A 14,801-nucleotide genomic window follows, 5' to 3' on the forward strand; every position below is an offset into this window, starting at 1 on the left:
CCTGCTGCGCCTCCTGCGTCTGCGTCTACTCCGCCCGCGCGGGCGGGATCCCGCCGGCGCGGGCCAGCTCCTGGTCCACCAGGGCCGCCGCGGCGCCGGTGTACCCCTCCGGATCCAGCAGCCGGACGATCTGGGCATCCGTCAGGTGCCGCTTCACCTTGGGCAGCGCGCCCAGGATGTCGGCCAGCGAGCCGCCGGTGGCCTCCGCCTCGGCGGAGGCCCGGGTCAGCAGTTCCTTCGCCTCGGCCTTGCCGATCCGGGGCGCCAGGACGGCGGACACCCTCTCCGATACCACTTGGCTTCCCGTCAGCATCAGGTTCTCCCGCATCCGTTCGGGCCGTACGACCAGTCCCCCGGTCAGTTCCACGGCGGTGTGCGCGGCGCCGCCGGCCAGGCGCAGGCACTCGCGCAGCAACTGCCACTCGGCGTGCCACACCCCGGCCGAGCGCTCGTCCTCGCAGACCAGACACTGCGTCACCCCGGCGGCCAGCAGGGGCACTTGCAGTGCGGCGCTGCGGATCAGGGTGGCCAGGACCGGGTTGCGCTTGTGCGGCATCGCCGAGGACGCGCCGCGCCCCTCCACCGCGGGTTCGGCGACCTCTGCGACCTCGGTCCGGGTCAGCGACTGCACGTCCACGGCGATCTTGCCCAGGGCGCCCGTGACGAACGCCAGGGCGGCGGCGAGATCGGCCATCGGGGTGCGCAGCGCGTGCCACGGCAGCGGCGGGCGGGCCAGGCCGGTCTCGGCGGCGTAGGCGTCCAGGAGCCGGTCCGCGTAGGCGCCGTAGCTGCCGTGGTCGCCGTAGCTGCCGTGGTCGCCGCAGTCGCCGCCCTCCGCGGGCGGGGCGAGCTCCAGGTATCCGGCGAGGGTGCCGGCGGCTCCGCCCAGCGATACGGGCAGGCCTCCGTCGAGCACGGCGGCCACCCGGTCCCGGGCGTCCAGCAGCAGCCTGCGCCAGCCGGCCGCCTTCAGGCCGAAGGTGGTGGGTACGGCGTGCAGGGCGAGGGTGCGGCCCGCCATGGCGGTGTCACGGTGCCGGGCGGCGAGGTCCGCCAGGGCCGCGGCGGACCGTTCCAGGTCCGCGCGGACCAGCCGCAGCGTACGGTCGGCGACCAGCATGGCGCCGGTGTCGAAGACGTCCTGGCTGGTGGAGCCGTGGTGGACGAACTCGGCGGCTTCCGGGGACTCGGCGGCGACCAGCCGGGTGAGTTCCCGGACCAGTCCGACCACCGGGTTCGCGGTCTCCCGCGCGACCAGCGCGAGTGCGCGCAGGTCCAGCCGTTCGGCCCGTGCGGCGCGGCTGATGACGGCGGCCGCCTCGGCGGGCACGCTGCCGGCCTTGGCCTGGGCGCGGGCGAGGGCGGCCTCCGCGTCGAGCATGGCCTGCAGCCAGGCCAGGTCGGAGGTGGCGGCTTCGGCGGGCGTACCGGCCCGGACCGGGGACAGCAGCCCGGAGTCGGGGCCGCACCCGGCCGGCGCCGTGCCCGGCGCGCTCGCTCGGTCGTCGGCTGTCATGCGTTCACCTCGACGGGATCGGAGGACGAGTGCCGGTACTGCCCGGGCGGACGGGCCGCCTCGGGGGCGGCGGGCAGCGCGAGCACGGCGCAGGCGATGGCGTCCGCGTCGCCGAGCGTCATGGAGTTGACCCCGGGGCGGCTTCCGGCGGCGGTCACCCAGTGCACCGCTTCGGTGGGCACGCCGTAGGCGAACCGGCGCGGGTGGGCCCGGCCCCCGGCGTCGAGGAGCCGGTAGGGGCGCTCGGTGACGGCCAGGCCCTTGGTCTCGTACGCGGTGCCGCAGGCGCCCTCGATGCGGTGGCGGGCGGCCTGCCCGCTCTCCAGCAGGTCCCGCAGCAGCGGCTCCGCCGTGCGCGGCAGGTCCGGCTCCGGCAGCCGGGCCTCGATGAGGGCCGTGGCGGCCACCGGGGGCCCGGGGACGGCGTCGGAGGTGACGGTGAACACCGCCGGGCCCGCGCCTCGGGCGTCGTCCACGGCCACGGCCGCATGCGCATGCGCATCCGCAGCCGCGTCCCCCTCCCCGTCCGCGGGCGGGACGTGCACCTGTACGCCGGGGCCCATGACCTCCACGACTCCGGCCTCGATCAGCGCGATCAGTTCCTCGATGCGCGAGGCGGGCGGCCCGATGGACAGGAACGCGTTGAGCGGGGTGTACCAGCTCTGGAGGTCGTCCCGGTAGGAGGCGCCCTCCAGCTTTCCGTGGTCGACCGCCAGGCGTATCTCGTTGCGCAGATCGCGCAGGACGTCCAGGGCGGCCTTCAGCGGTCCGTGCACATTGCCGGCCCTGGCCTGGCGCACGTCCTCGGCGAGGTGGCCGAGGAGCCAGGCGCGGTGCTCGGCGCGGTCGCGCAGGGCGCGGTCCCGGTAGGGCCGGGCCAGTGTCTCCCAGTCCCAGCGGTCCTCCGCGGCGATGCCGGCGGAGTCCAGGAGCCGGGCCTCGGACTCGGGGTCCGGCGCGGCGAGGTAGTGCTCGACGAAGGACGCGCGCTGCCGCTCCCGTCCCCGGGCGGCCAGCAGGGCGCCGTAGTAGACGCCCTCCACCTCCTTGGCGATCAGCGGCCACAGGTCGGTGAGGAAGTGCAGGCGCTCGCCGTCCGCCGCGCGCCGGTGCATCCGGTCGATGGCCTGCGGGGTGAGCAGCCGCGGCTCGTGGCGCTCGTACGGGCCCTTCTGGTTCTCGCCGCGCGCGTGGTACGGCACACCGCGCCGGGAGCCGGCGACGATCCGCGGCTCGCGGCCCGAGGGCCGGTAGCGCAGCGCCTCCCCCTCGCGCGCGAAGGTGCCGCCGCGACCCTCGGTGAGCAGCGCGAGCACGTCGAAGCAGTTGAGGCCCAGGCCGCGGACGAAGACCGTCTCGCCCGGTGCCACCACGGAGAAGTCCACGTCCGCCGGGTTCGCGGGGGCGATGTACGTCAGCCCGTGCGCGGCGGCGGCCCGCGCGAGCGCGCTCTCGCCCCGGGTGGGCCTGGCCGGCACGTGACCCAGGGAGAGGACCACGGCGTCCAGGCCGGTGAGGCGCGTGCCGTCCGCCAGCTCCAGGGTCTGCGGACCGCCGTACCCGGCCCCGTCGGTCAGGGACACGGCCCGGGTGCGGTGCTCGACGATGGTGACGTGCCCGGGCGCGTTCGCGGTCACCGCGCGGAAGGCGTCCTCCAGGTAGACGCCGTAGAAGGCGCGGGTGGGGTAGTCGTCCGGGCCCAGCCGGCGCGCCTCGGCCAGCGCCTCGGCGGGGAACCGGCCGCGCACCCCGGGCTCTTCGGCGTCGCGGGCGAGCCCGGCCGCCCACTCGTACAGGCTGGGGCCCTCCTCGACGGGGCCGTCCATCAGCACGCTGTGGTCGGTGTAGACGGTGACCTGCGAGGCCACGGTGTTCATCAGCAGCTGGCGCGGCTGCTCGGTGCGCCACACCCGTCCGGGGCCCGGCGCGTGCGGCTCGACTACGTGCACGGTCACCGCTCGATGGGACGGGGATTTGCGCTCGTTGGCACAGAGCCGCTCCAGGACCGCGAAACCGCGCGGCCCCGCGCCGACAAGGGAGACCGTAAGCACCAACACTCCTCAAACACAGGTTCCGGCTCGGTCAGGGACGTACGGGCGAGGGACGCAGGCCGTGGCGGCGCGGCGGCAGCCGGGTCCTGCTGCCGCCGCGCCGGGGTTCAGCGGGCGCGCGCGTGGGTGCGCAGCTCGGTCCGCAGGACGCTCACGACGCGCTCGACCTGCGCCTCGGTCAGTTCGGCGTGCATCGGGATCGCCAGGTTGCGCTGGAAGAGATCGGCCGAGACCGGGCACTTGCGCTTGGACTGGTAGACCGGCTGCACGTGGGTGGCCCACGTGCCGTGTCCGCAGCCGATGTCCTGGGCGCGGAGCGCGGCGGCGAGCCCGGCGCGGTCCACCCGCGGGTCCAGGGTCACCATGTAGGACTGCCAGGCGTGGGTGCGGTCCTCGGGTATGTGAGGAAGCGTCAGGAGGTCTTCCTCCGCGAGGAGTTCGCCGTACTGGGCGGCGATGGTGCTGCGGCGGACCAGCAGTTCGTCGATCCGGCCCATCTGCACGCGCAGGATCGCGGCGGCGATGTCGGACATCTTGTAGTTGTAGCCGATGTCGGTGAACTCGGGGATCGGCAGCCCGACGATCTGCGACTGGTCGAAGATGCTGCCGATGCCGAAGGAGGACCGCAGCCGCGCGTCCTGCCCGATCACGGGGTCGGCGGAGAGCAGCGCGCCGCCCTCGCCGCTGCTGGCTCCCTTGCGTCCGTGGAAGGACAGGCAGGCCACCGGGGCCAGCGTGCCGGCCTGGCGCCCCTGGTAGGTGGCGCCGACCGAGCAGGCGGCGTCCTCGACCACGAACAGGCCGTGGCGGTCCGCGATCGCGTTCAGCTCGGTGTAGTCGGCGGGCAGGCCGACCGTGTCCACCGCGATGATGCCGACGGTCCGCGGCCCGATCAGGCTCTCCACGGCCTGCGGGTCCACGGTGCCGGTGTCGGCGCGCACGTCGGCGAAGACGGGCACGGCGTCGACGTAGCGCACCGCGTGGGCGGGGGCCGGGAAGGTGTAGTCGGCGACGATCACCTCGTCGCCCGGTTCGACGCCGAGGGCGAGCATCGCCAGGTGGAGCGCGGCGCCGCAGTTGCTGAGCGAGACGGCGTCACCGACTCCGTAGCGCTCGACGAGCTGGGCCTCCAGGGCCTTGCCCTGGGGGCCCTGGCCGGCCGGCCAGCCCGAGGAGAACACCTCGGCGACGGCGGCCAGTTCCTTCTCTCCCAGACTCGCGTGAACGAGGGGAATCCTGTCCATGGTGGTCACCTCTCGTTACGCCGTGCGGTCGGTCGAGGACCGAAGATTCGGAAGGACGGGCGGTTCGAAGCGCAGGGGCGTGATCTGGTTGACGTCATAGCGTTCGCGCATCAGCCGGACCGCCTCGGCGTCCACCGAGGGGCCGGCGGAGAAGATCTCGACGATCTCGTCGAAATAGTGCTCGTGGTCGGGCGAGGGATAGCTCTGGAAGAGCATGCGCGCCGGTTCGTCCGAGGCGTTGCGGAATGCGTGCGGGGTGCCCGGGGGGACGAACATGCAGCTGCCCGCGGTCGCGCGGACGGCCTTGTCCCCGGCGGCGGATTCCCAGGTGCGCCATGTGTCCGTGGTGCGTTCGGCGGGCTCGAACGCCAGGAGTTCCAACTCCCCTTCCAGGACGTAGAAGAACTCCTGCGACTTGGTGTGCGTGTGCGCGCCGACGTCGAAGCCCGGCGGCACGATCACTTCGAAGACCGAGATGGAAGAGCCGTCCGCCGCGGTGACCTTGAAGGTCACGTCCTGTGCCTTCGTGACCAGTTTTCGCCCCTGGCCTGGGGGAACAATGAGCCCGCTCATGTGATTGATTTCCTCATAGTCTGTGCGAATTCCCGCTCGAGAGCGAGCGACCCGACCCGCTTGACGGCTTTACACCGCCCCCTCATTTCCCGTACATCGGAACCCTCTCGTCCGGAGCTCCGATCAATGGGTTGCACGAAGAGGATCACCGAGCCGCGACGGATTCGTCAAGGGCTCCCTTCCGCCCGCCTAGAATTCCCCAAGCCGAATTGACGCAGTGCCGCGCCCACCGAATTGGGCGATATCCGTTGCCGGGACGGAGCCCCGTCCCGGCGGGCGGCGGCTTCCGGACACGTTGACTCAACTCGCCGTACACGAAGGCGTGTTCACAGGGCACGGTGCAGCCCGGCAGCCGTCCGGACCGGCGCCGGCCCGGCCTGGGACGACTCCGGACGGCATCACGCATTACAGCGGATCGTCCACCCGTCCGCCAACCGCGGACTTGGCCGCGACTATTCTCCCGATTGGAATCGGCTTGCCTCCAAGCCAATACCAACCCGCCCCTCAGTCCCCGGCAAGTCATTTGACCGAAGATGACCGTCACGGCTCGGAAAGACCGAAATCCTGCGGCCCGAATTCATGAGTTCCCGGCCGTCGAGCGGCCCGCGGCCCTCGGGTTCGGCGACATCCCAACCGAAGTGACTGCCAAGGAGAACGTCGTGTTGAAACTTCCCGCGGAACTAGACCGGCCGACGCCGCAGGCCCCCACCGGGAGCTCCGGCGTGGACCGCGACGCCTGCGACAGGCTGCTGGCCCGGGTCAGCGTCACGATCGATGACCTCCTGAAGGCCGAGGCCGAGCACTGGGGGGCCGTGGACGCCCGCGTGGCGGTACCGGTCGAGGCGGTCGCGGACATCGTCAGGGCGGGCGGGAAGCGGCTGCGCCCCGCCTTCTGCGTGAGCGGCTACCTGGCGGCCGGCGGCACGGCGGACGAGGGGGACGAAGAGGGCACGGCGACGGTCGTCGCGGCGGCCGCCGCCCTGGAACTCCTGCACGTGTTCGCCCTCATCCACGACGACATCATGGACAACTCCGATACCCGGCGCGGGACTCCCACCGTGCACGCCAAGCACGCCGCCCTCCACGCGGAGCACGGCTGGGCGGGCGAGCACCGCCGGTTCGGCGAGGGCATCGGCATCCTCGCCGGCGACCTGGCGCTCAGCTACGCCAACCGGCTCGCCAGCGGGCTGGCCGGCCCGGCCCTGCGGATCTGGAACGACCTGGTCACCGAGGTGATCATCGGCCAGCAGCTGGACATCGCCCTCGCCGCCGAGCTGACGGCCGATCCGGCGCTGTCCCGCTGGGTCGCCGTCTGCAAGTCCGGCCGCTACACCATCCACCGGCCCCTCTCGCTCGGGGCAGCCATCGCCGGACGGCCCGAACTCCAGTTCCCCTTCGAGGAGTACGGGGTCGCGGCCGGCGAGGCCTTCCAGCTCCGCGACGACCTGCTCGACGCCTTCGGGGACGGGGTGGCGACCGGCAAGCCCGCCGGGCTGGACCTCGTGGAGCACAAGATGACCCTGCTGCTGGCCCTGGCTGCCACCAAGGACGAGCGGGTGGCCCGGCTGGTGGAGGACGGCAGGACCGGCGGCTGGGACCCGGCCGAGCTGCGCGCGGCCCTGCTCGCCTCCGGCGTCCGCCAGGAGGTCGAGGAGCAGATCGACCAGCTCGTCGCGACGGCCTGCGCGGCCCTCGACGACGCACCGCTGGCGGACGACTGGCACAAGCGCCTGGTCAAGATGGCCGAGCAGGTGGCCTACCGCGACCGCTGAGCCGGCGGCGCACCACCACGAAGGGCCTCCCGGCGGCTGCCGGGAGGCCCTTCGTGTGTGCGGTGTGTCGCCTGTGCGGGGTGTCGTCACTTACCGCCGAGAGCGGGCTCCAGGTCGGGGGTCTCCACCAGGGGCTCGGGGTCGTCCTCCCGCAGGAACAGCTTGCTGGGCCACCACATCCAGCGGCCCACGTCCAGGGTCAGCGCCGTGACCAGCACCGAGCGGACGATCATCGTGTCGAGCAGGACGCCGAACGCCACCGCGAAGCCGAGCTCGGCCGCGAAGACCAGCGGCAGCGAGGCCATCGCCCCGAAGGTGCCGGCCAGCACCAGACCCGCCGAGGTGATCACACCACCGGTGGTGGACAGGCCCAGCAGCGCGCCGCGCCGGGTGCCCTCCTCCATCGACACCTCGCGCACCCGGGTGACCAGGAAGATGTTGTAGTCGATGCCGAGCGCGACCAGGAAGACGAAGGTCAGCAGCGGGAAGGAGGCTTCCGCGCCCGCGAAGCCGAAGACGTGGTTGAACACCAGGCTGCTCACACCGATGGCCGCACCGAAGGACAGCACCACCGTGCCCATGAGCAGCAGCGGTGCGACCACCGACCGCAGCAGCAGCATGAGGATCAGCAGCACCACGACCAGCACGATCGGGATGATCACCTTGGAGTCGCGGGCGGCGGCCGTCTGGGTGTCGAGCATGACCGCCGAGCTGCCGCCGACCTGGGCGTCGGCGCCCTCGACCGCGTGGACCGCGTCCCGGGCCTTCTCGACGGTGCTCATCGCGGTCGTGCTGCTGGGGTCGTCCTTGAGCTCCCCGAGCATGACGGCCTCGCCGTCCTTGGCCGTCGGGGGCGTGACGCTCGCGATGCCGGGGACGGTGAGCAGCGCGGTCCGCACCTGCTCCGCCGAGGCGGCCTTGCTCACGACGAAGATGGGGTCGCCGGAGCCGGCCGGGAAGTGCTCCGCCCGGATCTTCTCGCCGACGGCCATCTGCGGGGTGTTGGTGAACTGGTCCTTGTTGGCGAGCCCGTCGGCCTTGAGGCCGAGCACGCCCAGCGCCATGACGGCGAGCGCCAGCGCGGTGCCGATCCACACGAGCCGCGGCCGGCCGGAGACGGCGGTGCCGACCCGGGACCAGATTCCGCTTTCGGCGGTGGCGGGCGCCCCGTACGTGGGCTTCACCGGCCAGAAGATCCAGCGGCCGCAGGCCACGAGCAGGGCCGGCATCAGGGTGATCATGGCGAGCAGGCCGACGAGGACGCCGACGGCGCAGGCCGGGCCGAGCCCCTGGGTGGAGTTCAGGGTGGCCAGCATCAGCAGCATCAGGCTGACCGCGACGGTCGCGGCGCTGGCGATGATCGCGGGGCTGGAGCGGTACAGGGCCTCCGCCATCGCGTCGTGCCGGTCCTCGTGCCGGAGCAGCTCTTCCCGGTAGCGGGAGATGAGCAGGAGCGCGTAGTCCGTGGCGGCGCCGAACACCAGGACGGTGAGAATGAAGCTGGTCTGCTTGTTGACGACCAGGCCGGCGTTCTTCGCCAGTACGTAGATCACCGCCTCCGAGGTGACCAGGGCGACGCCCACGGTCAGCAGCGGCAACAGCGGCAGCAGCGGGCTCCGGTACGTCAGCAGCAGGATCGCGACCACCACGAGCGCGGTGATCGTCGTCAGGGCCCCGCCCCCGCTGAACGCCTTGATCGAGTCGGCCGCGTAACCACTCGGGCCGGCGACGTGGAAGCCGAGACCGTCGGCGTTCTTCTTGCCGACCTCGGTCATCGCGTCGACGACCGTGCCGATGCCCTCCCAGCCCGACTTGTCCTTCTTGACCTGGACCACCGTCTGGATGGCCTTGCCGTCTTCGGACTTCACCGGCCCCTGGGCCGGCCCGACGATGTTCGCGATGCCGTTGAAGGCCTCGACGTCGGCCTTGGCCTTGGCCAGGTCGGCATCGGTGACCCCTGCGGACCGGTCGTAGATCACGACCGCGGGCAGGGTGTCGGCAGACATGAACTTCTCGGCCCGCTCCACGACGGCGGTCGATTCCGCATTGCCGGGCAGCCAGGCCGAGTTGTCGTTCTCTTCGACGTCACCGAGCTTTCCGGCCAGCATGAGGGCCGGAACCAGCAGGGCCGCCCAGAGTGCGATGACGACCCATTTGCCCAGCCTTCCACTGGGCAGGGCCGCTATCTTGCGCATCATGTCAATTTCCTCGGTCTTCCGTCGAAGGGTAAATCGAAGGGGAAAGAGCGTCGCGATGGTGCTTCTGAGTCGTTAACGGTCATGAGGCTAGGGCACGTTGACCCCGCACGAAGGGAGGAGGAGGTCCAAGACCTCCTCCTCCCCAGGTGCTTTCACCGGCCGTGGTGACATTGAGTGGGCGATTCCTCAAACACGGCGCGAACGGTCATGTCCCGAGGCTCAGTTCGCTCCCTGGAGCACGGCAGCCGTGTCCCAGATCCGGGAGCGGACGTGACCGAAGGCGAGCAGCACGGGTGCGTCGGTCAGGATGGGGAAGCTGTACGGGAACGGGCGCGGGCCGACCATGTCGGGCGGGCCGCTGTAGCCGCCGTCCGCGTTCTGGTGCGCGAGCAGCCAGGACAGCGCGCGCCCGATGGGCCGGTGGTCGGTCCCGTAGCACAGCGTGATCAGTCCGTAGGCGGTGCTGATGTCGTCGCTGGGGTCGCCCGGCTGCATTCCCCAGCCGCCGTCCTCGTTCTGCGTCTCGAGCACCGTGCGCTCGATCCGCTCGGCCATGCGGGCCACGTGGTGGTCCTGCGGGCCCGCGGTGCACGCGGCGAGGCGCGCACGGAAGATCGTGTGCAGCCGGCTGCGGCTCCAGCCCGGCTCGAAACCGCCGTCGTCGAGCTGGCTTTCGGTGAGGAAGGTCAGCGCGCGCTGCCGGGCGGCCAGCGTGTCGGGGTGCGGGGCGAGCCCGCAGATGGCCGCGGCCGTCATGCACGGTTCGGAGGAGGCCCCGGCGACGTACGTGGGGAACCCGCCGTCGGCGCCCTGGACCGCGAGCAGCCCCTCCACCCCGCGCCGCACGGAGTCCCCGTAGGCGATCGGGTCGATGGCCTGGAGGAACTCCAGGGCGCACGAGGTGTCGTCCACGTCGTTCTGGGCCACGATCTCCGACATCGACCAGCCGTCGGTGAGCGTCGCGCCGCGGGAGAGCGACGCGGGCGCGGCGCCGCCCTGGTGGTCGACGAGCATCCCCGCCATCCGGCGCAGCAGCTCCGTCGGGGCGCCCGCCGCGACGAGGGCCGTTCCGGCCGTCGAGGTGCACCAGTTGTGCATCTCCAGGACGAACGGGAAGCCGCCGTCGGCGCGCTGGTGGCGCAGCAGCGTCCGCAGCCCGCCGCGCACGGTCTCCTCGTTGCCCGGGAAGCCGGCTAGCCCGTGCAGCACCAGCAGGTGCATCAGGGCGTAGCCCTCCCACACCGTCGTCGCGGGGTCCGTGGCGGCCAGGGTCTCCAGCGCGGCGGCGGTGACCTCGTTGTCCACCCCCGCGGCGGCGGCGAGGATCAGGGTCACCGAGGCCTGCTGTACGGCGGCCCAGGAGTGCAGGGGGTCGGAGGGGACCTCGTCGGCGACCGCGTCCAGGACCTCGGGCGGCAGCGGGCAGCCGAGCACGGACAGCACCGCGCACACCATCATGCGGCGGCGGGCGGAGATGAACCCCGGGGCGTCGCCGAGCACGCCCTCCGTCAGCTTGGCGACGAGCTCGGCGTCACCGGCGGAGGTCCGGCCGGTGGCCCGCGCGACGGCGAGCGTCGCGAGGACGCGTTCGAGCTTGTCCGGGGTGTCCCGGTGCGCCCGCAGGAAGTCGAGCAGGCGGTCCCGGGCGGGCGAGTCCGTACCGGTGCGCGTCATCAGCGACAGCGCGAGCGCCGATTCCAGCACCCTGCTCTGGCACTCCTCGCGCAGCGCGCCGTCGGCGTCGACCCGGCCGGCGACGTGGGCGATCAGCCGGTCCGTGGCCTCGCGCACGTGATCGGGGTCGACTTCGGCGGGCCACGGCATCGGGGCCGCGTACTCCAGATCCGCTATGTACACGGAATGCTCCTATCTGAACGGCTGGGGAGCGGGATCGGGTTCGGATCGGCACCGGATGCCGGGGCGCGCCACCGGGCGGCCCGGCCGGCCGTGCGCCCCAGGACACGGCCGGCCGGGCCCCTGATCAGCTGATCAGCGGACGCTCTGGGCGAACTGGAAGAACTTGTACGGGTCGTACTTGGCCTTGACCGTGCGCAGCCGCTGGTAGTTCTCGGCGTAGTACGAGCGCTCCCAGTCGGGCAGCCGCGCGTCGATGAAGTTCTGGTACGTCTCGCCGTTCGAGTACGGGTCGATGGCGGCGAAGCCCGCGTCGACCCAGCGGTTCGCCGAGGCCTTGGCCTCGTCGGCGACGGGCGCGACGGCGTTCGCGGTGAGGAAGCTGACCGAGAAGAGGGTGTCGCGGTGCACGTACGCGGTGGCGGTGCGCGCCACCTTGTTGGCCTCGCCGCCCAGGGCGGAGATCTGCAGCTGGCGCATCTGGCCGGGCATCCGGTCGCTCTCGAAGACCTCCAGGGCCTTCGCCCAGCCCTCGCGCGGCATCGTCTGCTTGAACAGACGGCTGCGCCAGGCGCCGAACGCGGCGCGCGGGACCTTGCCGCCGGGGCTGGTGTCGTCGCGGTGGCACTCGTCCACGGTGAGCTCGGCGCAGCGGTAGAGCTGCATCATCACGTTCTTGTACGGGGCGGTGAACTTCTGCTTGTACACCGGGGGCACACCGACGATCGACAGCAGGCGGGCGATCTCCTCGTCGAAGGCGGGACCGGTGTCCACGGAGCCGAGGAAGATCGACGCGGTCGGGACGGTGCCGGGCGCGGCGTCCGTGAGCGTGACGTTCATGCCGCTGCCGATCGAGTGCGGCGCGTCGACCAGCCACTTCGCCCAGCCGTCCAGCATCTCCAGCGCCTGGGCGTAGGGCCAGACGATATTGATGGCCGACACGTTGGTGAGGGGCGAGGGGGTGACGTCGTAGGAGGTCACGATGCCGAAGTTGCCGCCGCCGCCGCCGCGCAGGGCCCAGAAGAGGTCCCGGTGCTGCTCGGCCGAGGCGGTCACGATGCGGCCGTCGGCGAGGACCACCTTCGCCGCGGTGACCTTGTCCGAGGCCATGCCGATGTGCCGGGTGAACAGGCCCATGCCGCCGCCCTGGAAGAACCCGCCCGCCGCGACGGTCGGGCAGTAGCCGCCCGATATGCCCAGCCCGGCCGGCGCGAGGGTGTTCGCGATGTCGACCAGCTGCGCGCCGGTGCCGATCCGCGCGGTGCCGTTGCCGGCGCCGAGGGTGACCTCGTTGAGCCCGGACACGTCGATGACGAGGCCCTGGGTCGTGGAGTAGCCGGCGGCGCTGTGGCCGCCGCTGCGCGCCGCGACCTCGATGTCGTGGTGCTGGGCGAAGGTCAGACACTTCGCCACGTCGGAGGGGCTCTTGCAGTAGGCCACCGCGCGGGGGTTCGCGGCGTCGAACTGCACTTGGTAGAGCTGCTTGGCACGCTGGTAGTCCGCGTCGGACGGCAGGACCAGGTGTCCGCTGAGCCGCTCGTCCAGTCGGCCCCACCGGATGCCGGACCGGGTCCGGGAGCTCACGGAAGCGGAGGCGGAAGCGGGGAACACGGCGGCTGCGCCGGTCGCGGCGAGGGCGGCTCCGCCGGCGCCGACAAGGAACTTTCTGCGATCGATCATGTGCTGCACTGCCTCTTCCACCAGGTGATCTTGCGTACGGACGGGTGAGTGCCGGGGCACTCGGGGGAGGGCGCTGCCCGCGCCCTCCCTGGTGCGAGCCCTGCTACGGGGCCTTCTGCTCCAGGACCTGCGCGAGCGCGGCGGCCAGGGCCTCGGCCGGGTTCTCCTCGCCGCCCGCGCTGCGCCAGGCGACGTGGTTGTCGGGCCGGACCAGCACGGCGCCGTCGGCGGCCGTCTGGCGGACCGCCTCCCACGCGCCGTCGGCGTCGGCGTACTCCGCGCCTTCGCCGATGGACACCGCGACGACCGGGACCGAGAACGTCTCCGACGCCCGGGCGGCCGCCTCGGACCAGGCCGTCCCCTCGGGGCCGGTGATCAGGACGAAGCCGGTCCGGGCACCGGTCAGGTCGTGCGTGGACAGCCGGCGGCCGTCCCGCTCGATCCACGCGTGCGGCAGGCGGTGGCCCGGGCGGGTGGTGGGCTCGTACACGTCGCCCAGGGCGGCGCGGGCCGGCGGCCGGCTGCCGTCGGGGACGACCGCGCCCGCCTCGTAGGCGAAGCCGATCTCCACGTCGTGGGCCTGGCACTCGCCGCGGTGGGTCGCGAAGATCTCCGCGGCCCGCTGACGCTGGGCGGCGCCGACCGGGGTCGGGGCGAAGTAGCCGAAGAACACCGGCGTACGGCGCTCCGCCGGGATGTGCTGGCCGAGGCCGATGGCCCCGTCGATGACGACCTGGTGGTGGGAGGCCGCGGACATGGCCCAGCCCAGGTTGAACTGGCCGACCGGCTTGCGCTCCGCCTCGTAGGTGTCGAGCAGGCTGTCGGGAGCCTTGCCGGCGACGACCGCCGCCAGCTTCCAGGCGAGGTTGTGCGCGTCCTGGATGCCGGTGTTCAGGCCGAGTCCGACGGCGGGCGGCTGGCGGTGCGCGGCGTCACCGGCGAGGAAGACCCGTCCGTAGCGGTAGTGCTCGGCGAGCACCGCCTCCACGGTCCAGCTCGTCACGTCGTGCAGGGTCACGTCCAGCTCGGGCAGACCGAGGACCTCGCGGATCCGGGCGGTCACCGCCTGCGGGTCGGTGCGGTCGACGCCGACGAGGGAAAGGTGCAGACCCCACTCCTCGCAGTTCTTCCCCCAGGTCGGACCCATCTCGATGAGGGCGCTGGAGAGGTCCTGGCGGTAGGGGTTGAGGAACCAGGTGATGAGCGAGCCTTCGTTCCACACCTCCGACAGGTCGGCGGAGAAGTAGACCGTCGTGGCGTCGAACAGGGAGGGCAGGCCCTGCATGTTCACGCCGAGGGCCGCGCCGACCGTGCGGCCGCCGTCGGCCGCGATGGCGTACTGGGCCACGACCGTGGTGATCTCGCCGGTCTCGAGGTCGCGGACCTCGGCGGTCACGCGGTCGCCCTCCTCGGAGATCGAGGTCAGCTCGTGGCCGAACAGGACGCGTCCGGGATTGCGGCGCTCGGCGTGCTCGCGCAGGATCGGCTCCAGCCGCACCTGGGGCAGCTTCGCCGACAGGGCGGGGCCGGCCGCCGCGTACGTCTCGCTGAGCTCGCCGCCGCCGAAGCCGTCCATCTCGTGGATCAGCCGCTTGTCCAGCGGGCCCGCGCCGGTCAGCGTGGTCTGGTAGCGGACCTTGCCGAACTTCTCGAGGGGCGCGCCCTGTTCGAGCACCTCCCCGTCCAGACCGTGCTGGCGGAAGACCTCCATCGTGCGCTGGTTGATGTAGTGCGCCTTCGGCAGCCGCGAGGTGTCCGCGCGGCGCTCCACCAGCACGTGGCCGACCCCGTGGTCGGACAGGAAGGCGGAGGCCGACAGACCGGTCCCGCCCCCGCCCACGATCAGGACCGGAACTTCGATGGTTCCCATGTTCGTCTTCGTCCTTCCAGAAAATGACAGCCCGAAATGAGCA

General features: G+C 72.2%; 9 protein-coding genes. 1 reads left to right on the plus strand and 8 read right to left on the minus strand.

From position 1 onward, the window contains the following. Positions 1 to 25: 25 nt before the first annotated feature. The 4 genes from AC3IX6_RS12380 to AC3IX6_RS12395 form a co-directional block, all read right to left on the minus strand. Positions 26 to 1,516 (minus strand): nitrosuccinate lyase, encoded by a 1,491-nt coding sequence (locus AC3IX6_RS12380; protein ID WP_489370164.1) that lies wholly within the window; start codon positions 1,514 to 1,516, stop codon positions 26 to 28. Continuing rightward, the gene (locus tag AC3IX6_RS12385) at positions 1,513 to 3,570 is read right to left on the minus strand and encodes an FAD/NAD(P)-binding protein (protein WP_489370165.1); all 2,058 of its coding nucleotides are present in this window, start codon (positions 3,568 to 3,570) and stop codon (positions 1,513 to 1,515) included. The genes AC3IX6_RS12380 and AC3IX6_RS12385 overlap by 4 nt, the downstream gene beginning before the upstream one ends. Before the next feature lie 104 nt (positions 3,571 to 3,674). Next, positions 3,675 to 4,811 carry a DegT/DnrJ/EryC1/StrS family aminotransferase gene (locus AC3IX6_RS12390; RefSeq protein WP_489370166.1) on the minus strand — a complete coding sequence of 379 codons (1,137 nt, stop codon included), beginning with the start codon at positions 4,809 to 4,811 and terminating at the stop codon, positions 3,675 to 3,677. A gap of 15 nt (positions 4,812 to 4,826) precedes the next feature. Beyond that, on the minus strand, positions 4,827 to 5,384 hold the full coding sequence (locus tag AC3IX6_RS12395; RefSeq protein ID WP_489370167.1) for a cupin domain-containing protein: 558 nt from the start codon (positions 5,382 to 5,384) through the stop codon (positions 4,827 to 4,829). Positions 5,385 to 6,043: 659 nt separating this feature from the next. On the opposite strand from AC3IX6_RS12395, the gene AC3IX6_RS12400 reads away from it, so the two are divergent. After that, positions 6,044 to 7,156 carry a polyprenyl synthetase family protein gene (locus AC3IX6_RS12400; protein ID WP_489370168.1) on the plus strand — a complete coding sequence of 371 codons (1,113 nt, stop codon included), beginning with the start codon at positions 6,044 to 6,046 and terminating at the stop codon, positions 7,154 to 7,156. A gap of 86 nt (positions 7,157 to 7,242) precedes the next feature. Here the strand turns inward: AC3IX6_RS12400 and AC3IX6_RS12405 are convergent, their stop codons facing one another. The 4 genes from AC3IX6_RS12405 to AC3IX6_RS12420 form a co-directional block, all read right to left on the minus strand. Then, positions 7,243 to 9,354, minus strand: a complete 2,112-nt coding sequence (locus AC3IX6_RS12405) for an MMPL family transporter (RefSeq protein ID WP_489370169.1) — start codon at positions 9,352 to 9,354, stop codon at positions 7,243 to 7,245. Between the two features lie 219 nt (positions 9,355 to 9,573). Continuing rightward, complete coding sequence (locus tag AC3IX6_RS12410) at positions 9,574 to 11,211, minus strand: prenyltransferase/squalene oxidase repeat-containing protein (RefSeq protein WP_489370170.1); 1,638 nt, start codon at positions 11,209 to 11,211, stop codon at positions 9,574 to 9,576. A 132-nt stretch (positions 11,212 to 11,343) separates the two neighbouring features. Next, a complete protein-coding gene (locus AC3IX6_RS12415; protein ID WP_489370171.1) occupies positions 11,344 to 12,888 on the minus strand; it encodes an FAD-binding oxidoreductase in 1,545 nt (514 codons plus the stop codon). 103 nt (positions 12,889 to 12,991) lie between these two features. Next, on the minus strand, positions 12,992 to 14,758 hold the full coding sequence (locus tag AC3IX6_RS12420) for an FAD-dependent monooxygenase (RefSeq protein WP_489370172.1): 1,767 nt from the start codon (positions 14,756 to 14,758) through the stop codon (positions 12,992 to 12,994). Positions 14,759 to 14,801 lie beyond the last annotated feature (43 nt).

Source organism: Streptomyces sp. GL_141, from assembly GCF_057834385.1.

What these genes read in the sequence shown, in the direction of transcription:
- AC3IX6_RS12380 (WP_489370164.1), bottom strand. Translation starts at nt 1,516, where the DNA reads ATGACAGCCGACGACCGAGCGAGCGCGCCGGGCACGGCGCCGGCCGGG.
- AC3IX6_RS12390 (WP_489370166.1), bottom strand. Translation starts at nt 4,811, where the DNA reads ATGGACAGGATTCCCCTCGTTCACGCGAGTCTGGGAGAGAAGGAACTG.
- AC3IX6_RS12395 (WP_489370167.1), bottom strand. Translation starts at nt 5,384, where the DNA reads ATGAGCGGGCTCATTGTTCCCCCAGGCCAGGGGCGAAAACTGGTCACG.
- AC3IX6_RS12405 (WP_489370169.1), bottom strand. Translation starts at nt 9,354, where the DNA reads ATGATGCGCAAGATAGCGGCCCTGCCCAGTGGAAGGCTGGGCAAATGG.
- AC3IX6_RS12415 (WP_489370171.1), bottom strand. Translation starts at nt 12,888, where the DNA reads ATGATCGATCGCAGAAAGTTCCTTGTCGGCGCCGGCGGAGCCGCCCTC.
- AC3IX6_RS12420 (WP_489370172.1), bottom strand. Translation starts at nt 14,758, where the DNA reads ATGGGAACCATCGAAGTTCCGGTCCTGATCGTGGGCGGGGGCGGGACC.